At 70.6% G+C, this 24,838-nt stretch carries 23 protein-coding genes; 12 read left to right on the top strand and 11 right to left on the bottom strand.

Going from position 1 to position 24,838, the window contains the following annotated elements:
- Nucleotides 1–109 precede the first annotated feature (109 nt).
- Nucleotides 110–1,270 (top strand): NYN domain-containing protein, encoded by a 1,161-nt coding sequence (locus HMPREF9719_RS09260; protein WP_004601733.1) that lies wholly within the window; start codon nucleotides 110–112, stop codon nucleotides 1,268–1,270.
- Nucleotides 1,271–1,372: 102 nt separating this feature from the next.
- Here HMPREF9719_RS09260 and trxA read toward each other — a convergent pair whose 3' ends face one another.
- Nucleotides 1,373–1,738: a thioredoxin gene (trxA, locus tag HMPREF9719_RS09255; protein ID WP_004601732.1), complete on the bottom strand. Its 366-nt coding sequence runs from the start codon at nucleotides 1,736–1,738 to the stop codon at nucleotides 1,373–1,375.
- Nucleotides 1,739–1,930: 192 nt separating this feature from the next.
- On the opposite strand from trxA, the gene HMPREF9719_RS09250 reads away from it, so the two are divergent.
- Both HMPREF9719_RS09250 and HMPREF9719_RS09245 read left to right on the top strand, forming a co-directional pair.
- Nucleotides 1,931–2,134, top strand: a complete 204-nt coding sequence (locus tag HMPREF9719_RS09250) for a heavy-metal-associated domain-containing protein (RefSeq protein ID WP_004601731.1) — start codon at nucleotides 1,931–1,933, stop codon at nucleotides 2,132–2,134.
- A gap of 4 nt (nucleotides 2,135–2,138) precedes the next feature.
- A complete protein-coding gene (locus HMPREF9719_RS09245; protein ID WP_004601730.1) occupies nucleotides 2,139–4,349 on the top strand; it encodes a heavy metal translocating P-type ATPase in 2,211 nt (736 codons plus the stop codon).
- Nucleotides 4,350–4,352: 3 nt separating this feature from the next.
- On the opposite strand, the gene dnaB is transcribed toward HMPREF9719_RS09245, so the two are convergent.
- The 6 genes from dnaB to HMPREF9719_RS09215 all read right to left on the bottom strand — a co-directional run bounded on the left by dnaB (nucleotide 4,353) and on the right by HMPREF9719_RS09215 (nucleotide 10,740).
- Nucleotides 4,353–5,780: a replicative DNA helicase gene (gene dnaB, locus HMPREF9719_RS09240; RefSeq protein WP_004601729.1), complete on the bottom strand. Its 1,428-nt coding sequence runs from the start codon at nucleotides 5,778–5,780 to the stop codon at nucleotides 4,353–4,355.
- A 569-nt stretch (nucleotides 5,781–6,349) separates the two neighbouring features.
- Nucleotides 6,350–6,802 carry a 50S ribosomal protein L9 gene (gene rplI / locus HMPREF9719_RS09235; protein WP_004601728.1) on the bottom strand — a complete coding sequence of 151 codons (453 nt, stop codon included), beginning with the start codon at nucleotides 6,800–6,802 and terminating at the stop codon, nucleotides 6,350–6,352.
- 86 nt (nucleotides 6,803–6,888) lie between these two features.
- Nucleotides 6,889–7,449 carry a single-stranded DNA-binding protein gene (locus HMPREF9719_RS09230; RefSeq protein ID WP_004601727.1) on the bottom strand — a complete coding sequence of 187 codons (561 nt, stop codon included), beginning with the start codon at nucleotides 7,447–7,449 and terminating at the stop codon, nucleotides 6,889–6,891.
- Between the two features lie 53 nt (nucleotides 7,450–7,502).
- On the bottom strand, nucleotides 7,503–7,790 hold the full coding sequence (rpsF, locus tag HMPREF9719_RS09225) for a 30S ribosomal protein S6 (RefSeq protein WP_004601726.1): 288 nt from the start codon (nucleotides 7,788–7,790) through the stop codon (nucleotides 7,503–7,505).
- Between the two features lie 163 nt (nucleotides 7,791–7,953).
- Complete coding sequence (locus HMPREF9719_RS09220) at nucleotides 7,954–10,194, bottom strand: transglycosylase domain-containing protein (RefSeq protein WP_004601725.1); 2,241 nt, start codon at nucleotides 10,192–10,194, stop codon at nucleotides 7,954–7,956.
- Between the two features lie 117 nt (nucleotides 10,195–10,311).
- Complete coding sequence (locus HMPREF9719_RS09215) at nucleotides 10,312–10,740, bottom strand: DUF5318 family protein (protein ID WP_004601724.1); 429 nt, start codon at nucleotides 10,738–10,740, stop codon at nucleotides 10,312–10,314.
- A gap of 375 nt (nucleotides 10,741–11,115) precedes the next feature.
- On the opposite strand from HMPREF9719_RS09215, the gene HMPREF9719_RS09210 reads away from it, so the two are divergent.
- The 4 genes from HMPREF9719_RS09210 to HMPREF9719_RS09195 all read left to right on the top strand — a co-directional run bounded on the left by HMPREF9719_RS09210 (nucleotide 11,116) and on the right by HMPREF9719_RS09195 (nucleotide 14,050).
- Complete coding sequence (locus HMPREF9719_RS09210) at nucleotides 11,116–11,583, top strand: MarR family winged helix-turn-helix transcriptional regulator (RefSeq protein WP_237737905.1); 468 nt, start codon at nucleotides 11,116–11,118, stop codon at nucleotides 11,581–11,583.
- Nucleotides 11,584–11,684: 101 nt separating this feature from the next.
- A complete protein-coding gene (locus HMPREF9719_RS09205; protein WP_004601722.1) occupies nucleotides 11,685–12,638 on the top strand; it encodes a universal stress protein in 954 nt (317 codons plus the stop codon).
- Between the two features lie 61 nt (nucleotides 12,639–12,699).
- Entirely contained in the window at nucleotides 12,700–13,425 is a 726-nt protein-coding gene (locus tag HMPREF9719_RS09200) for an SDR family NAD(P)-dependent oxidoreductase (protein ID WP_004601721.1), read from the top strand.
- Between the two features lie 10 nt (nucleotides 13,426–13,435).
- Entirely contained in the window at nucleotides 13,436–14,050 is a 615-nt protein-coding gene (locus HMPREF9719_RS09195; protein WP_004601720.1) for a hypothetical protein, read from the top strand.
- Nucleotides 14,051–14,089: 39 nt separating this feature from the next.
- Here HMPREF9719_RS09195 and HMPREF9719_RS09190 read toward each other — a convergent pair whose 3' ends face one another.
- Both HMPREF9719_RS09190 and HMPREF9719_RS09185 read right to left on the bottom strand, forming a co-directional pair.
- On the bottom strand, nucleotides 14,090–14,410 hold the full coding sequence (locus HMPREF9719_RS09190; protein ID WP_004601719.1) for an antibiotic biosynthesis monooxygenase family protein: 321 nt from the start codon (nucleotides 14,408–14,410) through the stop codon (nucleotides 14,090–14,092).
- Between the two features lie 10 nt (nucleotides 14,411–14,420).
- Complete coding sequence (locus HMPREF9719_RS09185) at nucleotides 14,421–15,914, bottom strand: DUF1846 domain-containing protein (RefSeq protein ID WP_004601718.1); 1,494 nt, start codon at nucleotides 15,912–15,914, stop codon at nucleotides 14,421–14,423.
- Between the two features lie 149 nt (nucleotides 15,915–16,063).
- On the opposite strand from HMPREF9719_RS09185, the gene HMPREF9719_RS09180 reads away from it, so the two are divergent.
- Both HMPREF9719_RS09180 and HMPREF9719_RS09175 read left to right on the top strand, forming a co-directional pair.
- Nucleotides 16,064–16,927, top strand: coding sequence for an Fpg/Nei family DNA glycosylase (locus HMPREF9719_RS09180; RefSeq protein WP_004601717.1), 864 nt, complete (start codon nucleotides 16,064–16,066; stop codon nucleotides 16,925–16,927).
- A gap of 100 nt (nucleotides 16,928–17,027) precedes the next feature.
- Nucleotides 17,028–18,230 (top strand): thiolase family protein, encoded by a 1,203-nt coding sequence (locus tag HMPREF9719_RS09175; RefSeq protein WP_004601716.1) that lies wholly within the window; start codon nucleotides 17,028–17,030, stop codon nucleotides 18,228–18,230.
- Nucleotides 18,231–18,278: 48 nt separating this feature from the next.
- On the opposite strand, the gene HMPREF9719_RS09170 is transcribed toward HMPREF9719_RS09175, so the two are convergent.
- On the bottom strand, nucleotides 18,279–19,280 hold the full coding sequence (locus HMPREF9719_RS09170; protein WP_004601715.1) for an IS481 family transposase: 1,002 nt from the start codon (nucleotides 19,278–19,280) through the stop codon (nucleotides 18,279–18,281).
- Between the two features lie 119 nt (nucleotides 19,281–19,399).
- Nucleotides 19,400–21,949, bottom strand: a complete 2,550-nt coding sequence (locus HMPREF9719_RS09165; RefSeq protein WP_004601714.1) for an ATP-binding cassette domain-containing protein — start codon at nucleotides 21,947–21,949, stop codon at nucleotides 19,400–19,402.
- A gap of 263 nt (nucleotides 21,950–22,212) precedes the next feature.
- Between HMPREF9719_RS09165 and HMPREF9719_RS09160 the strand changes: the two genes are divergently transcribed.
- From HMPREF9719_RS09160 to HMPREF9719_RS09150, 3 genes are all read left to right on the top strand, one after another.
- Nucleotides 22,213–23,751, top strand: a complete 1,539-nt coding sequence (locus HMPREF9719_RS09160) for a bifunctional ADP-dependent NAD(P)H-hydrate dehydratase/NAD(P)H-hydrate epimerase (RefSeq protein ID WP_004601713.1) — start codon at nucleotides 22,213–22,215, stop codon at nucleotides 23,749–23,751.
- Nucleotides 23,752–23,834: 83 nt separating this feature from the next.
- Nucleotides 23,835–24,356 carry a hypothetical protein gene (locus HMPREF9719_RS09155; RefSeq protein WP_004601712.1) on the top strand — a complete coding sequence of 174 codons (522 nt, stop codon included), beginning with the start codon at nucleotides 23,835–23,837 and terminating at the stop codon, nucleotides 24,354–24,356.
- Nucleotides 24,357–24,358: 2 nt separating this feature from the next.
- Complete coding sequence (locus HMPREF9719_RS09150; RefSeq protein ID WP_004601711.1) at nucleotides 24,359–24,814, top strand: hypothetical protein; 456 nt, start codon at nucleotides 24,359–24,361, stop codon at nucleotides 24,812–24,814.
- The last annotated feature ends 24 nt before the right edge of the window (nucleotides 24,815–24,838 follow it).

Genomic DNA, 24,838 nt, shown 5'->3' with positions numbered 1-24,838 from the left:
CCGACGATTACGGCCGACTCGCCAGTGAGGCGGGCCGTCGACTAGTCCGGGCCAAGTGGGGCAGACTTGATGACGTGACCGCTTAGTCAACGACGAACGGATTTAGCCGATGCTTCAACGGACCCTAGTTTTTGTCGACACCTCTTACTTATTAGCCAGCTTCTACAACTCCTGGGAGACCGGCGCCCGGTCTCAGCTGGAGATCGACCTTCCTAAGGTCGTCGATACCCTCAACACGAAGATCGAGAACCAGCTCTCCCAACCCATCCACCGCCAGTACTGGTACGACGGCATCCCCGATTCCGGCCCGCACCGTTACCAGCGCGCGCTACGCACCTGCGACGGCGTCCAGCTTCGCTCCGGCCAGCTCATCGAGTGGGGCGACCGCCGTACCCAGAAGGGCGTCGACACTCGACTCGTCGCGGACATGGTCCTCGCCGGTGTTCACCAACAGTGCTCCGACATGGTGCTCGTCTCGGGCGACGCGGACATGATCCCAGGCGTGAACGAGGCCGCCCTCGCGGGCTCCCGGGTTCACCTCTACGGCTTCGGGTGGGACTCGATGTCCTCCGCGCTGCGCCACTCCTGCGACACCACCACGATCCTCGACCCGCGCGAGGACTTCGCCGACACGATGAAGCTCGAGGTTCTCGAGGGCCCAATCCCTCCGGTCGTGCGGAACAAGCCCGAGGACCAGGACGACCAGCGAGACGATCCGGCGGCCGGCCAGGACGTGGGGGAGCAGCCGCCCAGCACCGACCCGGAGAAGCCCGAAGCGCCGGCGACCCCTACCGCGGCGGCCACGGAGGAGGCGGACGCCACCTCCCAGGCGGAGCACCCTCGCCGCTCGGCCGACGCGACGCCGAGTGAACCGAGCGGGGGAGAGGACCGCAAGAGCTCCGGCGATCCCTGTCGGGACAGCGGCAGCGACCGGCCGAAGCCGTCGATGATGGCGAAGAAGCGGAAGCTGCGCTCCCGCTACGTGCCTCTGCCGAATGAGGTGTGGGCGAGCGCCGGATTCCAGACCCCGTACGACGTGGGGCAGCAGTACGCAGTGTGGTGGTACTCGAACGCCGCGACCACGGAGCAGCGCGACAACGCGCACATGCTCTCCGGGGGCGGGCTTCCCCCCGAGGTGGATCGGCCGTTGCTGCAGTTCGCCTGCGAGACGCTCCACGAGTACACGCTCAGCGAGACCCAGCGGGTGAGCCTGAGGGACGGCTTCCACGCGGGGATCCGCGGGGTCCTCATGTCCTACCGCCGGGAGTGATCGCCCAGCTCGGGGCGTCGGGATTCATTCGTGAATGAATATCCCCCGGTCGCCGAGCCTCGTGCTCAGCGGCCGGGGGATTATTCGGTGCGGCGGCGGGACCTACTGGGCGTTCTGCTCCGCCACCTGCTTGCGCACCTCGTCCATGTCGAGGTCCTCGACCTGCTTGATGAGGTCCTGGAACGCGTTCGGCGGCAGAGCGCCGGCGTCGCGGTAGACGAGGATGCCGTCGCGGAACGCCATGATCGTCGGGATCGACTGAATCTCGAGGGCAGCGGCCAGGTCCTGGTGCGCCTCGGTGTCGAGCTTCGCGAAGGTGTGGTCGGGGTGCTCCTCGGACGCCTTCTCGAAGGTGGGGGCGAACTGGCGGCACGGCCCGCACCACGAGGCCCACGCGTCGACGAAGACGATGCCCTCGCCCTCGACGGTCTTCTCGAAATTGTCGGTCGTCACATCAACGGTAGACATATCCTCATCCTAACGGTTACAGAGCCGGTCTCTCCGACCCCGCGTGTCCAGCCCAACGGCACCGGGCTTGTTCTTATTCCCCGTCGAAACCGCGCCGAGTGGGTCTTCCGCCGGGGTCCCCGGCGCTTTATCCTTGGGGTTACACGGCGCGGGAGGTCCCGCGCCCGCACGTGATTTATGGAGGTTGCCGTTATGTCTACGACCAAGAACTTCACCGTCGAGGGCATGCACTGCCAGGGCTGCGTCAACGCCGTGACCGCGGAGGTCTCCGGCGTGGACGGCGTCGAGAACGTCGACGTCGACCTGGATTCCGGGCGCCTCTCCGTCACCGGGGCGGACGTCGACGACGCGGCGGTCCGCGCTGCGGTGGACGAGGCCGGCTACCAGGTCCGCTAGATCCATGCCGGATACCAAGGAAGAGGACCGCCGGGAGCTTTCCCTCGCGGTCTCCGGGATGAGCTGCAGCGCCTGCTCCGCGCGGGTGCAGAAGAAGCTCAACAAGCTGCCCGGCGTCGACGCCCGGGTGAGCATCGCCACCGAGACCGCCCGGGTGAGCGTCGAGCCGTCCGGCCCCAGCCTCGACGAGCTCATCGCCGCGGTGCGGGCCGCGGGCTACGACGCCGCCGAGCTTCAGGGAGGGCAGGCCGCCTCGGCGGCGGGGGACGAGGAGGAAGCGCGCCGCCCGTGGTGGCGCACCGATAGGGGGGTGCGGCTGCTCGTTTCCGCCGCGCTGAGCCTCCCGGTGCTCGTCGTGAGCATGGTTCCCCCGCTGCAGTTCCCGTACTGGCAGTGGGTGGTCCTCGCCCTGACCACGCCCGTGTACCTGTGGGGCGGGTGGCCCTTCCACCGCACGGCGCTGACCAACCTGCGGCACGGCGGGGTCACCATGGACACCCTGGTGTCCCTGGGGACGACAGCGGCGTACCTGTGGTCGCTCTGGGCGCTGCTGTTCGGCTCCGCGGGGGATGCCGCGATGCGCATGGAGTTCTCGCTGACCGCCTCGGGCGCGCACGACGAGATTTACTTCGAGACCGCCGCCGTGGTCGTCACGGTGCTTCTCGTCGGGAAGCTGCTCGAGGATCGCGCGAAGACGTCCTCGCGCTCGACGCTCCACGACCTCCAGGAGCGCCAGGCGCCGCGCTGTACGGTGCTGCGCGACGGCGCTCAGGCGATCGTCGACACCGCCGACGTCGCGGTCGGGGAGCGGGTGCTCGTGCGGCCCGGGGAGCTCGTGCCGCTCGACGGCACGGTCGTCGAGGGCGCCTCCGCGCTCGAGGTGTCGCTCCTGACTGGGGAGAGCCACCCCGCGGAGGTCGCCGAGGGCGACCACGCGCCCGCCGGCGCGGTGAACGGCAACGGGCGCCTCATCGTCGAGGTCACCGCCGCCGCCGACGAGAGCACGCTCTCGCAGCTGGGTCGGCTCATCGCCGACGCCCAGGAGTCGCGCGCGCCAATCCAGCAGCTCGTCGACCGGGTGAGCCTGTACTTCGTGCCGGGGATCCTCGTGATCTCCGCGCTCACGCTTCTCGGGCACCTCATCGCCGGGCAGGGGGCGGAGGCCGCGTTCACGAGCGCCGTCGCGGTGCTCATCGTGGCGTGCCCGTGCGCCCTCGGCCTGGCGACCCCGCTGGCGATCATGGTCGCCACGGAGCAGGGGGCGAAGCTCAACCTCGTCATCCGGGGCGCGCAGGTCCTCGAGGCCGCCGCCGGGGTCGAGGAGGTGCTCATCGACAAGACGGGCACGATGACGACCGGGGAGATGACCATCGCGCGGGTTGAGCCGGCCGACGGCGTCGGCCGCGAGGAGCTGCTGGCCCTGGCCGCCGCCGTGGAGGCCGGGAGCGAGCACCCCATCGGCCGGGCCATCGCCACGGCCGTCCCCGACGCTCCCGAGGCGTCCGCCGTCGAGGCGATCCCCGGCAGCGGGATCGCGGGCACCGTTCACGGGGCGCGCGTCACCCTCACCCGGCCGGAGGCCGCGGTTCCCGGCGCCGATCGGACTGGGCTCACCGCGGTGGCGATCACCCGCGCCGGCGAGCCGCTCGGCTCGATTTACCTCAGCGACGAGATCCGGGAGCACTCCGCCGAGGACGTCGCGACGCTGCGCGAGATGGGCGTCAAGCCCGCGCTGCTCACGGGCGACAACGAGGCCGCGGCCCGCTGGGCCGCGGAGGCCGTCGGGATTCCGCCGGAGCGCGTCACCGCGCACGCGACCCCGCAGGACAAGCTGCGCGCCGTCGAGCGACTCCACGACGCGGGCACGCGCGTCGCGGTCGCGGGCGACGGCCTCAACGACGCGGCGGCACTGGCCCGCGCGGACCTTGGGATCGCCATGCAGTCCGGCGCGGAGACCGCGATCAACGCGGCGGACATCACGGTGCTGCGCAACGACGTCGCCGGGATCATCGACGCGCTCCGGCTGTCGCGCTCGACCCTGAGGACCATCAAGGGGAACCTGGCCTGGGCGTTCCTCTACAACGTGCTCCTCGTGCCCGTCGCGGCGCTGGGGCTGCTCAACCCGATGCTCGCCGGGGTCGCGATGGCGTTGTCCTCGGTGTTCGTCGTGCTCAACTCGCTGCGGCTGCGGGGCTTGAAGCCCCACCGCGCGTAGCGGCTAGCCGCGCGCGAGGTTCGCGAAGCGCGAGTAGTGGAGCTGGTGGGCGACCGTCACCTCGTCGATGGGCCCGCCGCGGTGCTTCGCGAGGATGATGTCCGCCTCGCCGGCGCGCTCATCCTCGCGGTCCTGCGAGTCGGGCCGGTAGAGCAGCATGACGATGTCGGCGTCCTGCTCGAGGGCGCCGGATTCACGCAGGTCGGAAAGCTGGGGGCGGCGGTCGGTGCGGTTCTCCGGGCCGCGGTTGAGCTGCGAGATCGCCACGAGCGGCACGTCGAGCTCCTTGGCCAGCAGCTTGAGCTGGCGCGAGAACTCCGAGACCTCCTGCTGTCGGGACTCGACCTTGTGACCCGAGGTCATGAGCTGCAGGTAGTCGACGACGATGAGCTTGAGGTCGTGCTGCTCCTTGAGCCGGCGCGCCTTGGCCCTGATCTCCATCGCGGTGAGGTTGGGGGAGTCGTCGATGTAGAGCGGCGCGGAGCTGATCTTGTCGAGCTTGGTGGCGAGCTTCTCCCAGGCGAGGTCGTCCATCCGGCCCGCGCGCATGTCCTGGAGCTTCACCTCCGTCTCCGCGGAGAGCACGCGGGTGGCGATCTCGGTCTTCGACATCTCGAGCGAGAAAATCGCGGAGGTGTAGCCGTTGCCGATCGCCGCGGAGCGCGCGAAGTCGAGGGCGAGCGTCGACTTTCCGACGCCGGGGCGCGCGGCGATGATGATCATCTGCCCGCCATGCAGCCCCTGGGTGAGGTTGTCGAGGTCGGTGAACCCGGTGGGCACGCCCTTCGCGAGGCCGCCCTGGGTGGCGATCTCGTCGAGCTCGTCGAGTGTGGACTCGAGGATCTCCGAGATGGGGGAGTAGTCCTCGGTGGTCTGCTGCCGGGTGACCCCGTAGACCTCCTGCTGCGCGAGGTCGACGATGCCCTCGATCTCCGCGCCCTCGGCGCCGTCGTAGCCGAGCTGCGCGATGCGCGTGCCCGCGGCGACGAGGCGGCGCAGCGTGGCCTTCTCCGCGACGATGCGCGCGTAGTAGCGCGCGTTCGCTGGCGTAGGTGTGCTCTGCACGAGGGTGTGCAGGTAGGTCGGCCCGCCGACCCGGTCGATCTGGTTCTGCCGACCCAGCCGGTCGGAGACGATCACCGCGTCGATGGCCTCGCCCTCGCTGTAGAGGTTGAGGATCGTCTGGAAGATCATCCCGTGGCCCGGGTGGTAGAACTCGTCCGGGTTGGTGAGCACCTCGATGACGTCGGCCACGGCGTCGCGGCTGAGCAGCATCGCGCCGAGCACGCCCTGCTCGGCCTCTCGGTCGCTGGGCGGCTGCCTGAAGCCCTCGTCGCGCCCCCGGCCGCCGCGGGACCGGTTGGAACGCTCCTCGGCCGGCCCGTCGTAGATGACGTCGGCCGGCTCGGGCGCCGACTCAGCTGCACTCATCGCCACAACCCCCGCACACTCGGTTGACTCTCTCTCGGCCGACGGCCGTTCGGCGCGTCTATCGTAGCGCCACCGTGCCGGTCCCCGAGAGCCGCGCGGGACGCCGAGGCGCGGCGCCCGCAACTCGCCCCAGCGCGATTGTCCACAGCGTCCTCCACAGGCTCTCGACGAATCCCAGGTCGGCCTGGGGATAACTCTGTGCACAACTTCGCGCGCGTCGTGAATCGCAAGTTACGATCTGCCGACCTACAGGTTTTCCCAGCTCAGCGGCGTTTCTAAGGGAAAAGTACCGAGCGTTCAGCCGCGACACGCCGCGCGAACTGGGCATTTGACGACCGACTGGTTGTCCGATACTAACCTTCCGGCCCCGCGACCTGCGGGAATAATCCACACGGCCGGCCACAGTTATCCACAGGCCGCGCAGGCGGGTGTGAATAACGCCGGGCGGGGAGAAACGACCCCCAGAGACACCACCAGCCCCGACGCCGGTCGCGGCGCGGGGCTGGTGGTGCGCTGTTGTCTAGTGTGGCCCGCTTCTTCAGGCGCGGGCCGCCGCCTTCCACGATTCGTTACACGGAGACGACCTCGAAATCGATCTTGCCCTGGATGCCCTTGGCGAGGTCGGCGAGCACCCGGTACTTGCCGGTCGACTTCACGAGCCGCTTCGGCAGGTCGATGGTGTGCTTGTCGAGCTTCGGGCCGCCGGCCTTCTCGACGGCGTCCGCGATGTCGTCGCGGCTCACCGAGCCGAAGAGCTTGCCCTTGCCGGACGTGCGCATGGCGATAGTCACGCCGGTGAGCACGTCGAGCTGGTCGCGGATCTCGCGAGCGTGGTCGCGGTCGCGGATCTCGCGCTCCTTCTGGGCGCGGCGAATCTCGTCGGCCTGCTTGATCGCGCCCTCGGTCGCCGGGATGGCGAGGCCGCGCGGGAGCAGGTAGTTGCGCCCGTAGCCGTCCTTCACCTCGACGACGTCGCCCGCGTCCCCGAGGTGCTCAACGGCAGTGTTGAGGATCAGCTTCATGATCCCTGCCTTTCTCTACTGTGAGGTACGTGGATCGTGGTGCCTATCTCGTGGCCCACCGACCGCATACCGCGGGTGTGCTCTGCTTAGAACGGGGGGTCCTGGTCGTCGCCCTCGAAGCCCCCGGTGCTCGGCGCGGAGTTCCACGGGTCGTTGTCCGGCTGGGAGTTCGACTGGCCGCCGCCGAAGCCGCCCTGCGGCCCCGGCGAGAAGCCGCCGCCCTGCTGGGAGGACTGGCCGCCGAAGCCGCCCCGGCCGCCGCCGGAACCGCCGCCCTCGCGGGGGTTGCGGTTGATCTGCGCGGTCGCGAATTTCAGCGACGGGCCGACCTCGTCGACCTCGATCTCGTAGACGGTCCGGTTCTCGCCCTCGCGGTTCTGGTAGGAGCGCTGGCGCAGCCGCCCGTTGACGATGACGCGCATGCCCTTCGCGAGCGTCTCGGCGACGTTCTCCGCCGCCTGGCGCCACACGTTGCACGTCAAGAAGAGCGCCTCGCCGTCCTCCCAACGGTTCTCCCGCGAGTTGAATCGCCGCGGCGTGGAGGCGATCCGGAAGTTCGCGACCGCCGCGCCGTTCGGGGTGAATCGCAGCTCCGGGTCGTTGACGCAATTGCCAACGACGGTGATCGGAGTCTCTCCCTGTGCCATACGGTTGTCCCCCGTCCTGAAGTCTTAGCGGTGGGCCCTGAGTCTAACCCGAGCTACGCGTCGGTGCGCAGGACCTTCGAGCGCAGCACCGAGTCGCTCAGGCTGATGAGCCGGTCGAACTCCTTGACGGTGTCGGGCTCGCACTCGAGGTTGACCACCACGTAGATGCCCTCGTCCTTCTTGTTGATGGGGTACGCCAGGTGGCGCTTGCCCCACACGTCGACGTTCTCGACGTTGCCGTTCTCCTTGCGGACGACGTCGAGGTACCTCTCCAGAGACGGAGCCACGGTGCGCTGATCCTGCTGGGGATCGAGAATGATCATCACTTCGTAGTGACGCACGTGCCTTGTCACCTCCTATGGTCTTGGTTTGAAATGTCGGCCCCGGCCTGTGTACGTCGTCGGCCGGGGCAGGAGGGTCGTTGCGTCGAGCAACTTGCTCAGGGTAGCGAAAAAACCGCGGGTGGGCGAATCGCCCACCCGCGGCTCGGCAGGTCACCGGGGCTTATTGCGGCTCGCCGGTGTCCACGGGGGCCTCCGGGGCGGCGTCCTGCTCGCCCTCGCCCTCGCGGGGCGCGGGCGCGGCCGGCGCGTTGCCCGTCGGCTGCTGCGGCTGCGCCGGCTGCTGGGGGGCGGGCTGCTGCGGCTGGACCGGCTGTTGCTGCTGCGGGGCCTGCTGCTGGGGCACCTGCTGCTGTTGCTGCGGCTGCTGCGGCACGTAGCCCTGCGGGTCGCCCGGGTTGCCGCCGCCGCCGTAGTTGCCGTCGCCCCACGTGACCGGCTGGGCGTCGGGGAAGGGCTTGATCTCCTCGCCCTCGAGGGCCTGGTCCATGAAGCGCTTCCAGATGTCGATCGGCAGCCCGGAGCCGTAGACCTGCCCGCCCCACGGGGTGACCAGCGGCGAGTTGTCCTCGGTGCCGACCCACACCGCCGTGGAGAGCTGCGGGGTGGAGCCGACGAGCCAGGCGTCCTGGTTGTAGCCGGTGTCGCCCAGCTGGGTGGTGCCCGTCTTCGTCGCCGAGGGCCGCCCGCCGGCAAGGTCGTTGTTGTTCGACCACGCGGCGATGGGCTCCATCGCCTGGATGACGTTGTCGGCGACCTGGGCGCTCACGCGCCGCTCCCCGGCAGTGTCCTCCCACTCGTAGAGGACATCGCCGCGGGCGTTCTCGACGCGCTGCACGAAGTGCGGGTCGTGCCAGACGCCGCGGTTGGTCAGGGTGCCCAGCGCGATGGCCATGTCCCACGGGCGGGACTGGTACTGGCCGAGCACGATGCCCTCGTAGGGCTGCTCGCCGTTCTCCGTGAGGGTCTCGTCGATGCCCGGCAGGGAGCGGGCGATGCCGAGGGCGTGCGCCATGTCGGCGGTGTCCTGGGTCGTGTTCTCGAGGTCGTCCTGGAGGCGGATGAAGCTCGTGTTGTGCGAGCGCTTGAGCGCCTCCTCGATGCTGCAGTAGCCGCACACGTTGCCGTCGACGTTCTCGACGGTGATGTCGCCCGGCAGGGTCACCGGGTCCGAGGAGTACTGGGTGCTCAGCGGGATGCCCTGCTCGAGCGCGGCGGCCAGCCCGAAGATCTTGAACGCCGAGCCGGTGGGCACCGGGGCGTTTGCATAGTCCCAGCCGTTGGCCTCCTCGCCGCCGTAGTAGGCGCGCACCGCCTGGGTGCTCGGCTCGACGGAGACGACACCAGTGCGGATGTTGTCATTCTGCGTCTCGAGGATCTCGTTGACGCTGTCGACGAGCTGCTGCTGGGCCTGCGCGTCGATCGTCGTGGTGATCTTCAGCCCGCCGGTGGTGACGTCCTGCTCGTCGACGCCCTTCGCCTCGAGCTCCCGAATGACCTGGTCCTTGATGAGCCCGTTGGGGCCGGTGGCCTCCGTGTAGGGCTCGTACTCGGCCGGGTCGCGGGTTTCGGGATACTCCATGCCCTCGCGCTCCTCGGGCGGAAGCTCGCCCATGCCGACCATGCCGTCGAGCACGTAGTTCCAGCGCTGCTCTGCCTCCTCGCGGTTGTTCCACGGGTCGAGCTCGCTCGGCCGCTGGATCGCGGCGGCGAGCACCGCGGACTCCTCGACGGTGAGCTCCTCGACGGGCTTGCCGAAGTAGGCGTCGGCGGCGGCGGAGATGCCGTAGGCGTTGCGGCCGAAGTAAACGGTGTTGAGGTAGCCGGCGAGGATCTCCTCCTTCGACCACTCGCGCGTCATCTTCGCAGAGTAGACGAGCTCGCGGAGCTTGCGCTGCACGGTGCGCTCGTTGCCGACGAGCGTGTTCTTCACGTACTGCTGCGTGATCGTCGAGCCGCCGCCGGCGGAGTCGTTGCCGGTGACCTGGCCGATCACCGCGCGCACGAAGCCCGACAGGGAGAAGCCCGGATTGCTCCAGAACTCGCGGTCCTCGGCGGCGAGCACCGCGTCCTGGGTGTGCTTAGGCACCTGCTCGAGGGTCACCTGCTGGCGGTTGCCCTCGGGCGGCACGATCCGCGCGAGCTCGGTCTCCGAGTCGGAGGCGAGGATCTGCGAGACCTGCTTGGCGCTCTGCTCCTCCGGCTCGGGGACCTCCGCCTGGGAGTAGGCGATGCCGAAGACCGCGAGTGGCACGATGAGCATGAGCAGCACGGCCACGACCAGCCACCACAACACAGGGTGGCTGGATAGGAAGCTGCGCGAGCGCTCGTTGTCGGCGCCGTTGCCGTCTTCCGCGTCGGGGGCGCTCGTCGTCGCCTGCCCTTGGGACTCGTTCTCAGACACGTATAGCTAGCCCCTGTCACTCTCTGGTGCTGGTCGTTAACTCTGGAGCGTACTGCCCGCCCGGGCGGCGGCGAAACGCAATCGGCGCCGCCCGCACGCCCGTCTCACAGCTGATACTCAGGCTCGGCCCTCGCGGCGCTCGCCGGGGTAGGCGATCATCTCACGCAGGAGGAAGTTCCAGCCGCACTCCGGGCACACCTCGACGAGGTGGACGGTGATCTCCCCGTAGGCGTCGACGATCTCCTCGATCTCCCAGTCCTCGCGGGCGGTGTTGCCCCGCCGCCCGAGCTGGGTGCCGTAGACCCACTTGACGTGGCGCAACTGCTCGGACTCGCACACCGGGCACGGCTCGTCGGCGGCGTGGCCGTGGTAACTCGACGCGGTGCGCAGCAGGAAGTCCGCGTCGCAGAGGTCCCGGCGCGGCACGCGCCCGGCCCGCCAGTTGCCCAGGACGCGGCGGCGCTCGAGCTCGTGGCTGATCGCGTGGCCGTAGACGATGGGCGAGTGCATTTTCCCCACTGTAGCGAGCCGGCTAGGCCCCGGCATCGCGCCGCGTTCCGGGCGAGTTGGCGGGAATTGTTTTAGCAATTGTGAGACCTTTACCAGCTGGCGGTGATCCGTTTATGAATGCTTCCTCACAATCGGGCTCCGCGGGCCCGGGTGAGGCGTATTGAACAATCTCCCCGCTCGAATGAGGTAGACCATTTTCAGCGGGTAACCATAAAGTGGAACGCGGCTCCCGCTGCCCGGGAGCATGCGTCTGTGCAGGTCAAACGCCGACTCCGCGCGCGGATCGGCGGCCCGGCCCCGCGCCAAGGCCGACGCATTCCTCAACTTAGCCGTCGAAGTATAACGGTTTTGTAACGAAATGCGCGGGCGGTAATTCCGTTTTCGCGGAGGAATTACGCTATGCTTTCGGCCATGACTTCTTCGACTGCCGCGGATCTCGCCGCGCGGATCCGTCCCGCGCTGACTCAGCTCTACGTCATGCACGCCAGGGCGACCGGCAGCTCGGACCTCACCTCGCCGCAGGTGTGCCTGCTCAAGCAGCTCGCCGACGGGGGCGAGGCCCGCACGAGCGAGCTGGCGCGCCGCCAGAACATTCAGATGCCCACCGCCTCCAACGCGGTGCACCAGCTCGCCAACCGGGGCTACCTCGACCGGGTGCGCGACTCCTCCGACCGCCGGGGCGTGCGCGTCCACATCACCGACGAGGGCCGCGCCGCCCTCGAGCGCGTCACCAGCGAGCGCAACCAGTACTTCGCCAAGATGCTCGAGGTCCTCTCCGAGGAGGACCTCCAGGAGCTCGAGAAGGTCTCCCACCTCGTGCTGCGCCTCGCGGAGAAGTACGCGAGCCTGCTGGAGCAGACCCCGCACATCGAGCTGTAGCGGCTCCGGGGCACCGGGTGCGCGGCCGGGCGGGGGCCGCCGGCCATAATGAGGGGAAGCGTCCTTATTCCCCCAGCGAGTCAAGCCCCGGAGAGAAGCACGTGGCCCGATCAGAGTCCCTCGTCCCCCGGACCCTCCGCGTCCTCGTGGCCTGGCGGCCCGAGTCGACGGGCGCCGAGCCGCTAACACTCGCGGCGTGGCTCGCCAGGACCCTGCCGGTCGAGCTGCGCGTCGTCACCACCCACCAGCGGCCCTGGCCCGCGCTGCCCAAGCGCAGCGCGAAGTACCAGCGCTGGCTGGGCAAGCAGTCGCTCGCCTGCGAGCGGGCCGTCGCCCACGCCCTCGACGAGGCGGGCGTGCCGCGGCGCCAGTGGAACGAGAACTACTCGGTGTTCCTCGACGGGCCCACCGAGGACGAGCTCATCACCCGCGCCGCCGAGGACTTCGACACGTCGGTCGTCATCGTCGGCTCCCGCGCCGCCGGGCCCGCGGGCCGCTTCCGGCCCGGGTCCATCGCCGAGGCGCTGCTCTACTCCTCCCCGCGGCCGCTGGCGCTCGCGCCGAAGAAGGTCACCCTCGCGAAGCGGGGCATCAAGCGGGTGAACTTCGGCTACCTCGACGCCGCGCACGCCGGCTCCAACCCGGCGCTCGACGCCGCGGCGATGCTCGCCAGCGAGGTCGGAGCGAAGCTCCGGCTGCTCGTGTTCTCCCCGTCCGGGATCGCGGACGCGCCCCTCGAGGACGCCTCGGAGCCCGGGCTCGAGCACACCACCGAGTGGCGCGAGCACGCGCTCGCGCAGCTCGACCGGGTGCGCGACCAGCTCGCCGAACGATACCCCGACCTCGAGCTCACCTCCAGCGTCGCGACCGGCCGCGGCTGGTCCGGCGCGATCGGGGCGCTCAAGTGGAAGAAGGGCGACATCCTCTGCCTCGGCTCACAGCCGGCGGGGCCGCTGGAGCGGGTGTTCGCCGGCTCGTCGATGCGCACCTTCCTCGGCCACATCTCCGTGCCGACCGTGCTCTTTCCCGCCGCGGAGCCGCCCCGCGCCTCCTAGACTGGCGGGCGTCAGGAAAGGTACGACGCTCGCTTCGCGCGAAAGGTGGTTCTCACCGACTATGCCTCACGCACTCGTGACCGGAACCAGCGGCGGCATCGGCCGCGCCATCGCCCGGGAGCTCCTCGACTCGGGGTGGGGGGTCACCGCCCATTACGGCACCCGCGAGCCGGAGGGCCTTGCCGAGGCCAGCACGTGGCAGGCCGACTTCACCCGGCCGCTCGAGGGGCAGGCCGGCCCGCTCGACGAGGCGCTCGACCGGGTACCCTCCCTCGACGCGGTCGTGCACAGCGCCGGCGTCGCGCCGCTTGGCGCCGTCGCGGAGACGACCCGCGATGATTGGGAGCGCTCCCTGGCGGTCAACCTCCACGCCCCCGTCGAGCTCACCCGCCTGCTGCTGCCGAGGCTGCGCCGCGCGCCCGGCGCGACCGGCGCCGGCGGGCACGTCGTCTACATCAACTCGGGCGCGGGCCTGCACTCGTCGCCGCGCTGGTCGGCGTACTCGGCGGCGAAGCACGCTGCGCGCGCGTGGCTCGACGCGCTGCGCGCCGAGGAGCGCGACGTGCGCGCCACGTCGGTCTACCCGGGCCGCGTCGCCACGGGCATGCAGCGGCAGGTGACCGCGGCGCTGGGGGGAGGACTACACCCCGGAGCGTTACGTCGACCCGGCGACGGTCGCGCGCTCGGTGCGCCACGCCCTCGAGGCGCCCGCGGACGCGCAGATCACCGACCTGCGGGTGAACCCGCGCTAGCGAGGCACTTACGGCGGGGCCGCTGGAGGGCTTAAGTTTGGGGGCGTGAGCACGGATCGCAACGACGCAGAAGGGGACGCCGGGCGCGGCGGGAACGAGTGGCGCTTCGACCTCTCTGCGCGCGCCCGGGAGGCGAAAAAGCGCCGCGAGCAGTGGCGCTTCCGTAGGGAGGACGAAGACCGCTCCTCCCGGGAGCACCCGGAGAACGACCTGCGCTCGAACGCGGACCAGACGAACCTGCTGCCGCCCGAGCCGCGGAGCGTCGACGAGCTGGCCGACCAGCCGGACCCGGGGCAGATCGCCAGCGAGGGGGAGCGCTCGACGAGGCAGGCGATCCGGCTGCTCATCGCCGTTCCGATCGCGTCGGTGCTCGCCTCGCTGCTCATCGCGGTGGCCGGCCGCATCGCGGGCGGGCCCTACTGCGAGGCGGGCGCGGCGACATGGCTGTGCTCCCGCGGCTGGGAGCTGGCCTGGTCGATCGGCAGCTGCGTGCTGCCCGCCCTCGGCGTGGCGGCGTGCGCGTGGATGATGCTGCGCAAGCTGCGCCGCTTCGTGCGCTGGCGGCCGTGGATGGGCGTTTTTTGGGTGCTTCTGCCCCACGCCATGTTCTGGGTGTTCTTCGCCGCGCCAGTGGGCATCACCGGCAACCCCGCGGTCTAGCGGCCGGCCCCGATCGGGCCGGCCTCCCGGTTTTTGGCGCTAATCCTCGCGAGAGTCGAGGACGACCTCGAACTCCAGGAGCTCCGCGCCGGTCGCGGCGGGGCCGTCCGAGCTGTCGCCGTGGGGGCCGGCGTGCGCCGCGGCGGCGCGGTTGTCGCGCCAGTTCGCGAAGTCCTCCTCGCTCGCCCACTGGGTGACGACGAAGTAGCGCTCCTCGTTGTCGCCGGTGGGGCGCAGGAGCTGGAAGCCCTCGAAGCCGGGGGCCGAGTCGACCGCGTGCTTGCGGTGGGCGAAGCGGTCCTCGAGGACGTCGCGGCGCTCGGCGGGCACGGTCAGGGCGTTGATCTTCACGACACTCATGGGCGCGATTCTACCTGCGCTTGCGGTAGAGGGTCTTGCGCTGGAACTTCGACTCGGAGGTCACGAGCACCCCGAGGTTTCGGAAGATTGACTCGTCGACGTTGCCGAGGATCGTCGTGGTGTGGCAGTCGCACCCCGAGAGGTTCTTCAGCTCCGCGAGCGCGCGGCGCGCCGCCTCGTCCCGGGCGGCCGAGACCGACAGGGCGATGAGCACCTCGTCGGTGTGGAGCCTCGGGTTGCGCGAGCCGAGGTGCTCGGTCTTGAGCGTCTGGATCGGCTCGATGGAGTCCGGGGAGAGCAGCCGCACCTCGTCGTCGATGCCGGCGAGGTACTTCAGCGCGTTGAGCAGCATCGCCGAGGAGCAGCCGAGCAGCTCCGAGGTCTTGCCGGTGACGACGTGCCCGTCGGGCAGCTCGATCGCGGAAGCCGGCTCCCCGGTGGCGGCCTCGACCTCGAGGGCGGGCTTGACGACGACGCGATCGCGCGCGTGGCAGCCGGCCTTGCTCATGACCATCGCGATGCGGTCGGACTCGAGCGGGTCACGGCCCTCGATCGTCTCTGTGACGCGGGCCTTGTAGTAGCGGCGGATGATCTCGTTGCGGGCCGCCTCCCGGCACGCCTCGTCGTCGCTGATGCAGTAGCCCGCCATGTTCACCCCCATGTCGGTGGGCGACTGGTAGGGGGAGTGTCCGCGCAGCCGCTCGAGCATGGACTTCAAAAGCGGGAAGACCTCGACGTCGCGGTTGTAGCTCGTGACCTGCTTGCCGTAGGCCGCGAGGTGGAACGGGTCGATGATGTTGATGTCGTCGAGGTCCGCCGTGGCCGCCTCGTAGGCGAGGTTAACCGGGTGCTCGAGCGAGAGGTTCCAGATGGGGAACGTCTCGAACTTCGCGTAGCCGGAGTCCAGGCCGCGCCGATAGTCGTGGTAGATCTGGCTCAAACACGTCGCGAGCTTCCCCGAGCCTGGCCCCGGCGCGGTGACGACGACGAGGTCGCGGGAGGTCTCGACGTACTCGTTGCGCCCGAAGCCGTCCTCGCTGAGGATGAGGTCGGTGTTGGTGGGGTAGCCGGGGATGACGCGGTGGCGCACGGGGTTGAGCCCAAGGTTGCCGAGCCGCTGGATGAAGTCGGTGGCCAGCGCGTTGTCGTCCTCGTACTGGGTGATGACGACGTTGTTGACGAGGAAGCCGCGGTCGCGGAACACGTCGACGAGGCGGAGCACGTCCTCCTCGTACGGGATGTTTAAGTCGGCGCGGACCTTCTGGCGCTGCAGGTCCTTCGCGTTGACGCACACGAGGATCTCGATGTCGCCCTTGAGCTCCTCGAGCATGGTGATCTTGTTGTCGGGGGTGAAGCCGGGCAGCACCCGCGAGGCGTGCATGTCGTCGAAGAGCTTCCCGCCCATCTCGAGGTAGAGCTTCCCGCCGAGCTCCTCCCGGCGCTTCTTGATGTGTTCCGACTGGAGGCGGATGTAGCGGCTGCGGTCAAAGCCGAGGTTGGGCAACGGTTTACACTCCCGGGTTGCGCGGATAGGTACCTCGGCGCCACTCGCGCCGGCCGCGGCCCGGCGGCTGGTGTCGTTGCCCAGCCCCGTGAAGGCCTCGTCCCGGTGGGCGCCTGGAACAGTTTAGCGCTTGCTTAAGCTTGGGGGTTATGCCCGAAGGACACGTTATCCACGGCCTCGCCCGCGACCTGCGCCGCGCGTTCCCGAAGGGGCGCGCACTTAAGGCGAGCTCCCCCCAGGGGCGGTTTTCGAGCTCCGCGGCGCTCATCGACGGGCTGCCCCTCGAGTCGGCGGACGCGGTGGGCAAGCACCTGTTCCTCACGTTCGACACCGGCCGCCCGGAGCGGGTCGTGTGGATCCACCTGGGGCTCATCGGGAAGTTCGACATCCACCCGCTCGCCGAGCCGGTGGGCAAGGTGCGCCTGAGGCTCACCGACGGGATAACGGCCGCGGACCTGCACGGGCCGCAGTGGTGCCGGCTGTGCACCGAGGAGGACGCCGCCGAGGCCTTGAAGAAGCAGGGCGCGGACCCGCTGGGGGAGAAAGAGCGCAACGAGGAGGCGGCCGGGCGGGCCTTGAAGACGGTGTCGCGCTCGAAGAAGGCGATCGGATCGCTCTTGCTGCGCCAGGACCTCTTCGCCGGGGTGGGCAATATCTTCCGCGCCGAGGTGCTCTTCCGGCGCCACATCCACCCCGCCCAGCCGGGCAACACGCTCACCGACGCGGAGCTCGACGCGATGTGGGAGGACCTCGTCTTCCTCATGCACGTCGCTCTCGACCACGGGCAGATCGACACGGTCGAGCCCGAGCACACCCCGGAGGCGATGGGCCGCGAGCCGCGGGTCGACGCCCACGGCGGGGGGGTCTACGTCTACCGGCGGGCGGGCCAGGCGTGCTACGTGTGCGGCTCCCGCATCAGCCGCGAAACCGTCGAGGGCCGCAATCTCTTCTGGTGCCCCGGCTGCCAGAAGAGGCGCCGCCGCAAGGCCCGCGCCCACGCTTATCGCGCCTAAGGGCGCCGCCCCGGGGCGCCCTTAGGCGCGCCCGAGTTCACCGATCGCGGCCTGTATGATGTGGCACATACGAATCCGTGATGTCAGGAGTTGATAGACGATGACCTCGAACGCCCTGCTCGTCTCCGGGAAGCGCACGCCGGTGGGCCGCTACGGCGGCGCGATTTCCTCGGTGCGGCCCGACGACCTCGCGGCGCTGGCGATCCGCAGCGTCGTCGAGGACGCGGGCATCGACCCGGGCGACGTCGACGAGGTGATCCTCGGCAACGCGAACGGCGCGGGCGAGGACAACCGCAACGTCGCGCGCATGGCGTGGCTGCTCAACGGCTACCCCGAGCACGTGCCCGGCTTCACCGTCAATCGGCTGTGCGCCTCGGGCATGACGGCGATAAACACCGCCGCCGCGCTCGTCAAGGCCGGGGAGGCCGACCTCGTCGTCGCCGGCGGCGTGGAGTCCATGTCGCGGGGTCCGTGGGTCCTCGAGAAGCCCGCGAAGCCGTTCGCGAAGCCCGGGCAGATCTTCGACACCTCGATCGGCTGGCGCTTCGTCAACCCGATCTTTAAGGCCCAGGAGAAGACGACGTTCTCCATGCCCGAGACGGCCGAGGAGGTCGCCGAGGTCAAGGGCATCGACCGGGAGACCGCCGACGAATTCGCCTATAACTCCCAGATGCGCGCCAAGGCCGCGATCGAGGCGGGCCGCTTCGAGCCCGAGATCGTGCCCGTCGAGGTCAAGGACCGCAAGGGCAACGTCACGATCGTCGACACCGACGAGGGCCCGCGCCCCAACACCACGCCCGAGGTGCTCGCGAAGCTCCGCCCGGTCGTAAAGAAGGACGGCGTGGTCACCGCGGGTAACTCCTCGGCGCTCAACGACGGCGCCTCGGCGATCATCGTCGCCTCCGAGGCGGCCGTGGAGAAGTACAACCTCAAGGCGCGCGCCCGCATCGTCGGCGGCGCGAACGCCGGCGTCAAGCCCGAGGTCATGGGGCTCGGCCCCGTGCCCGCCACCGAGAAGCTCTTTAAGAAGACCGGCTGGGGCGTCGACGACCTCGACGCCGTGGAGATCAACGAGGCGTTCGCCACGCAGTCGGTGGCCTCGGTGCGCGACCTCCACCTCGACCCGGAGATCGTCAACGCCTGGGGCGGGGCGATCGCGCTCGGCCACCCGCTGGGTTCCTCCGGCTCGCGCATCACCATCACGCTGCTCAACCGCCTCGAGCAGGGCAACCTCAACCGCGGCGTCGCGACGCTGTGCGTCGGCGTCGGCCAGGGCGTCGCCATCGGCATCGAGCGGGTCTAACAACCGCCCCGGGCCCCTCGCCGGTGGGCGTGGCCCGAAGGCCGGGTCCTAGCTGTACTGCCCTGGTTGGTTGGTCACACGGGACATGGGGGTTTTACCCCCAAGACTCGTGTGGGTGCGGCGGCAATTGTAGTCGTCGATGAACTCCTGATACGTCGCCGCACGCGCCGCATCGCTGTCGTACTCCCTCGCGTAGGCCCACTCCTGCATCAGCGTGCGGTTGAAGCGCTCCACCTTCCCATTGGTCTGCGGACGGTAGGGCTTCGTGTAGCGGTGCTTGACGCCCTTGCCCAACGCTTGGTTGAACACCTTCGAGTAGTAACACGGCCCGTTATCGGTCATCACCGCCGTGACCTGCACACCAAGGGTGGCGAAGTAGCTTTTTGCGCGCCGCCAAAACCCCGCTGCGGTCTCACCGCGCTCATCGTCCAAGATCTCGGAGTAGACCACCCGCGAGTGGTCATCGAGTGCGTGGTGCACGTACCGATAGCCGCGCCCCGGTTTGCCGCCAGCCCGGGCCTGGGCATCCGACGCCCGGCGAGCGGCCCGGTCCTGATCAGAGCCACGCCCGTGGGCCCGCCACCCGCCGCCCTCAGGGATTTTGCCTAGTTTCTTGATGTCGACATGCACCAACTCGCCGGGGCGTTTCTTCTCGTAGCGCTTCGGACGAGGCTTGCGCAAAGGTTTCCCGGTGGCCTGGTCGATGCATGCCAGTGGCGGCATGCCATGACGGTGCAAGACCCGCTCGACGGTGGAGCGGGCCACCCCAACGGTCGGGGCGATGCGGTGCGGGCCCCACTTCTTGTCCCGGCGGATGGCCACAATCTGCTGTTCCTGCTCGTCGGTGAGCTGGTGCGGGCAGCTATGCGGCCTGCTGGAACGATCGTCGAAGCCTTCGCCGTTGCGGTAGCGCTTCACCCACCGGTGCGCGGTCGTGGCGGAGACGTTGCAGCGCTCTGCTGCGCGACGCAGCGAGTAGTGCTCGTTGACGACCAGGGAGACCAGATCGGCTCGCCCGGTAGGGGTCAGGGTTGCGTTACGGTGGGTCACTGGAAGGCCTCCTGGTTCCGTAGCGGGGTATTTTGCTTGCACCCACCACGGTTACCGGAGGTCTTCCTTTCGTGTCACTACCCCCGGGCTCGTGTCATCAACGATCCCGGGCAGTACACCTAGCCGGCGAGCCGGGCGAGCACCCGGCCCGTCGGCGTGTCCTTCGCGCTGAGGCCCGCCGGGGTGTCGTCGGCGACGATCCGGCCGCCCTCGGAGCCCGCGCCCGGCCCGAGCTCCACGACGCGGTCGGCCTGCGCGACGACCGAGGGGTCGTGCTCCACGGCGACGACGGTATTGCCCGCGTCGACGAGCCGGTTGAGCTCCGCGACGAGCAGCGCCGTGTCCGCCGGGTGCAGCCCCGTCGTCGGCTCGTCGAGCACGTAGAGCGTGTGCGCCCGGCGCGCCTGGCGGGCGCGCTGCAGCTCGGTGGCGAGCTTGATGCGCTGCGCCTCCCCGCCGGAGAGCTCCGGGGCGCCCTGCCCGAGCCTCAGGTAGCCGAGTCCCACCGCGTGGAGCGCCTCGAGCGTGGCGCTGGCCTTCTTGTCGCCGCGAAACGCCTCGAGCGCGTCGTCGACGGTGAGCGCGAGGATGTCGGCGACGGTGCGGCCGTTCCACTCGACCTCTAAGACCTCGTCGTTGAAGCGGGCGCCGCCGCACTCGGGGCACGTGGTATAGCTGCCGGGCAGGAAGACGAGCTCGACCTCAATCTTGCCCTGCCCGTGGCACTTCGGGCAGCGGCCCTGGTTGGTGTTGTAGGAGAACCGCGTCACCGTCCAGCCGCGCCTTTTCGCCTCGTCGGTGTCGGCGAAGAGGCGGCGCACCCGGTCCCACAGGCCGGTGTACGTCGCGAGCGTCGAGCGGGGCGTGCGCCCGATGGGCTTCTGGGTGATCTGCACGAGCCGGTCGACGGCGTCCTGGCCGCTGATCTCGCCGATTTCGATACGGGATGCGGGGTTCTCCTCGCCGGGGGCGAGGTCGGAGCGCTCGGCGGACTCCTGGGCGGCGGCGCTGCCCTTGGTGGCGACGCGGATCTCGGAGAGCGCCTCGGGCACAACGCGGCTCACGAGCGTCGACTTGCCGGAGCCGGACACGCCGGTCACGGCGGTGAACTGGCCGAGCCCGAGATCGAGGTCGAGGCCGTCGATGCTGCGGGCCGTGATCCCGCCGAGGCGGAGCCGGCCGCTCGGCTCGCGGGGGGTATCGGCGAGGGCGGGGGCTTCGGCGGCGAGGCGCCTGGCGGTGGGGGAGGGGCAGTCGGGGTCCTTGCCCCACTCGACGAAGGGGCCGATCTCCCCGGAGTAGAGGACCTCGCCGCCGCGCTCCCCGGCGCGGGGCCCGACGTCGACGACCCAGTCGGCGCCGCGGACGAGCTCCATGTCGTGCTCGACCAAGAGCACGGAGTTGCCCTCGTCGAGGAAGCGGCGCATGAGCCTGGCGACGGCGGCGCGCTCCTCGGGGTGGAGCCCGGCGGACGGCTCGTCGAGGACGTAGGCGACGCCGAAGAGCCCGGACTTGAGCTGGGAGGCGAGCCGGAGGCGCTGCAGCTCCCCGGCGGACAGCGTCGAGGCGGCCCGGTCGAGGCTCAAGTGCCCGATGCCGAGCTCCATGACGGTGCCGAGCGTCGGGGTGAGCTGGGAGAGCAGGAGGCGCTCGGCCTCCTCGGCGGCGGAGTCCCCGTCGTCGTTGACGACGGCGTCCTCCCGCTCGGAGAGCACCCGGGAGAGCTCCGCGAGGCTCAGCGCCCCGAGCTCGTCGATGCGGTAGCCGAGGTAGGTGACCTTGAGCGCGTCCTTGACGAGCCGGCGCCCGCCGCAGGTGCGGCACGTCTCGTGGCGCATGTAGCTCAGGACTCGGCGGTGGAGGGAGTCCGACTCGGTCTCCTTGAGGGTGTCGGTGAGGTAGTTCGCCACCGACTTCCACGTGCCCTTGTAGGTGCGCTGCACCTGGTCGGCGCCGCGGATGGGCTTGATCTCGACGACGGGCCGCTCGTCGGTAAAAAGGATCCAGTCGCGCTGCTCTTGGGGCAGCTCGCGCCACGGGGTGGTCATCGGCACGCCGAGGGCCTCGAGGATGTCGTGGAAGTTCTTGCCCGCCCAGGCGCCCGGCCACGCCTGGATCGCGCCCTCCTCGATGGAGAGGTCCGGGTCGGGCACCATCGTCTCCTCGACGGGGGTGTGCACCACGCCGGTTCCCTGGCAGTCGGGGCACATGCCCACCGCGGTGTTCGGGGAGAAGGAGTCCGAGTCGAGGCGCCCGCCGTTGCGCTCCCGGACGCCGGGCTCGTAGTCGCCGCAGCGCGAATATAAGAGGCGCACGGCGTTCGACAGGGTGGAGAACGTGCCCACCGTGGAGCGCGCCGAGCCGCCGCTTCTCGACTGCTCCAGCGCCACCGAGGGCGGCAGGCCTTCGACGCTGCCGACCTTGGGGTCGACGGCGCCGGCGATGAGGCGGCGGGCGAACGGCGCGACGGACTCGAGGTAGCGGCGCTGCGCCTCCCCGTGCAGCGTGCCGAACGCGAGCGAGGACTTCCCCGAGCCGGAGACCCCGGTCACGGCGACGAGCCGGCCGCGGGGCAGGTCGACGTCGACGTGCTTGAGGTTGTGCAGGTGCGCGTCCCGGGCGCGGATGAGGCCCGGCTCGGGGGAACGCTCTGGGGCCGTGGAAGTCATACGGCCCACCATAGGCCCGGCCCCACACGCGAAAAGGGGGTGCGGGTCGCCGACACGGCTCGGCAACCCGCACCCCGGCACGACCCCTGTGAGGACGCACACACTGTGTTTCCCGTTTGATCTCCCGGCCGGGGCGCTCCGACCTGCCCCGGCCGTTCGATCTGCTTTAAACCATAGCCTCATCTAAGTTAGGGGTGCAACGGTTTTGTGCCGCACCTCACTCTTTCGGATGATGCGGCCTCGTCCGGCCCTAGACTGGCGGCATGGTCGACACCGCCCCGCTCTACCCCGCCGCGCAGATCAGGGCCGCCGAGGAGCCGCTGCTTGGCGCCCAGCGCGAGCCCGACGAGCTCATGCGCGCCGCCGCCCACGCCGTCGCCGAGCAGGCCGCCCGGCTGCTCGACGGGCCCGGCGCGGTGCTCCTCCTCGCCGGCAGCGGCGGCAACGGCGGCGACGCGCTCTACGCCGGCGCGGAGCTCGCCGCCGAGGGCCGCCGCGTCGACGCGCTGCTAGTGGGCTCCGGAGTGCACGAGCGCGCCCGCGACGCCTTGCTCGCCGCCGGGGGACGCGTCCTCGACGACGCCCCCGAGGCCGGCGGATACGCCCTGGCCATCGACGGGATCGCCGGGCTCGGCGGGCGCCCCGCGCTCAAGGAGCCCGCCGCGCGCGCCGTTGCCGCCGTCGACGCGGCCGGGGTGCCGATCCTCGCCGTCGACGTGCCCAGCGGCGTGGCCGCCGACACGGGCGAGGCCGGCGCGTCAAAGGGCGGCCAGCCCGGCCACGTCACCGCGGCCGCAACCGTCACCTTCGGCGGGCTGCGCCGCGCCCACGCGCTCAGCGCCGCGTGCGGGAAGGTCGCGCTGCGCGACATCTCCCTGCCCTGCCGGGCCCGGGGCCTCGCCGGGGAGCTCGCCGCGGCGGCGACGGGTAAGGAGGCACGCCTCGTGCGCGTCGTCGAAGGCGACAGGATCGCGCTCCGCGGGGTCGACGACCTCGAGCCGGGGGAGGGCGACGACAAGTACAGCGGGGGAGTGGTCGGCGTGCTCGCCGGCTCCGAGCGCTACCCGGGCGCCGGGGTTCTCGCCGCGGCGGGCGCGGTGCGCGCGACGCCCGCGATGGTGCGCGTCGTCGGCGGGGCCGCAGGCCGGGTGCTCGACCGCTTCCCCGAGGCGGTGTGGAGCCCCACCCTCGAGGAGACCGGCCGGGTCCAGGCCTTCGTCGTCGGCCCCGGCCGCGGCACCGGCGACGAGGCGAGAGCGGAGCTCGCAGCGCTGCTCGAGAGGCCCGAGCCGCTCGTCGCGGACGCCGACGCGCTCACCGTGCTGGCCTCCTCCCCGGAGCTGCTCGCCGCCGCGGCGAAACGCCAGGCGCCGCTGGTCATCACCCCGCACGCCGGGGAGTTCCGCCGGCTCGCCGACGCCCTCGACGAGGAGGTCCCCGACCCCGAGGCCGACCGGATCGGCGCGGCGGAGACGATGGCGACGGCGCTCGGCTGCGTCGTGCTGCTCAAGGGTGCGCGCACCGTCGTCGCCGGCGGCGGGGAGACCACCATCATCGAGGCCGGCCACGGCTGGGCCGCGACGCCGGGCAGCGGGGACGTGCTCTCCGGGATCCTCGGTGCGTGGGCGGCCCGCCCCGTCATCGACGGCATCGACCGCGACCGTGAGCCGGGGAGGGCGCTCCACCGGGCGGCGGTCACTGCCGCGGCCGTCCACCAGCGCGCCGCGTGGCTCGCGGCGACGACCCCGACCCGTGGGGTGGCCACCGCCCTGGACATCGCCGGATTCGCGGGCCGCGGATAGCGCGGCTGACCGTCCGGGCCGCCGACTATCCTCGAGCCCTATCGGATCCCGACCCCTCCCGACCGAAAGCGAGCAGTGATCCCGTGGCTTCGTCGACGAGCGACCCCGACAAGCTCGGCCGCGACATCGCGGCCTACGTCAATGGCTCCGAGCCCACCAGCGAGGCCGACGGCAGCCAGTCCGACGCGCAGCGCGAGCTCGCCGCCGAGCGCATCGAGAAGTACAAGCCCTCGACCGGCAAGCGCGTCGCGGCGTGGGCGGCGGTCGCCGTCGGGGTCCTCACGCTCATCTCGCCTGCGCTCGCGTTCGTCTCCCTCGCGGACACCGTCGGCGGCACACTCGTCTCCGCGGCGATCCTCATACCCGGCGGCTACTGGCTCTACCGCGACGGCCAGGACCGCGGCCGGATCACCGAGTGGGCCGAGGCCAACGAGCGCTACGAGCGGGCCTACCGGCACCTCAACGCCGCGGAGCGGCAGCTCTTCGCCGAGCCGAGCGCGGAGCTTCCCCTCCTGCCGAAGCGCTACTGGCCGATCGTCTGGGTGATCGTCGCCGCGCTCGTTCTCATCGGCGGCACGGTGATGGACGCGGGGGCGGGGGCCTAGCCGTGGCCGAGCCCGACCCCCTCGAGGCGCCCGCCCGGATCCTCGCCTACCGGCCCGCGGGCTGGAAGATCGCGGCCACGAGTATCGCGCTCGTCCTCGCCGCCGCGATGGCGATCGGCGGGGCGCTCGTCCCCGCCGAGGGCGACGACGCCACGTGGAACGCGGTGGCCGGCGCGTTTTACGCCGCGGCGCTGGCGATCCCAGCTGTCTACTGGCTCGCGCGCACCCGCGGCGACGCGCGCACCTTGAAGCTGTGGGCCGCCGGCGGCGACGAGCCCGACTCCTGGCGGGAGCTCGCCGCCGAGCCCGAGCGGCTCCGCGCCGCCGACCCGGAGAGCCTGCCGCTGTTGCCCAAGCGCCGCTGGGGCGTCGTCGCGGCGCTCATCGTGGCGGCTCTGGCGTCCGCGGCCGCCGCGGTCTCCCAGATCGAGCTCTCGCCCACCGGGGTGCCGCTCTAAGAACACCCGCCCCGGAAGCGCCCG

The organism is Corynebacterium otitidis ATCC 51513, from assembly GCF_000296405.1.
GTDB classification, from domain to species: Bacteria; Actinomycetota; Actinomycetes; order Mycobacteriales; family Mycobacteriaceae; genus Corynebacterium; species Corynebacterium otitidis.
Note: the sequence above shows the minus strand (reverse complement) of the source record. Positions and strands in the feature narration are given on the sequence as shown.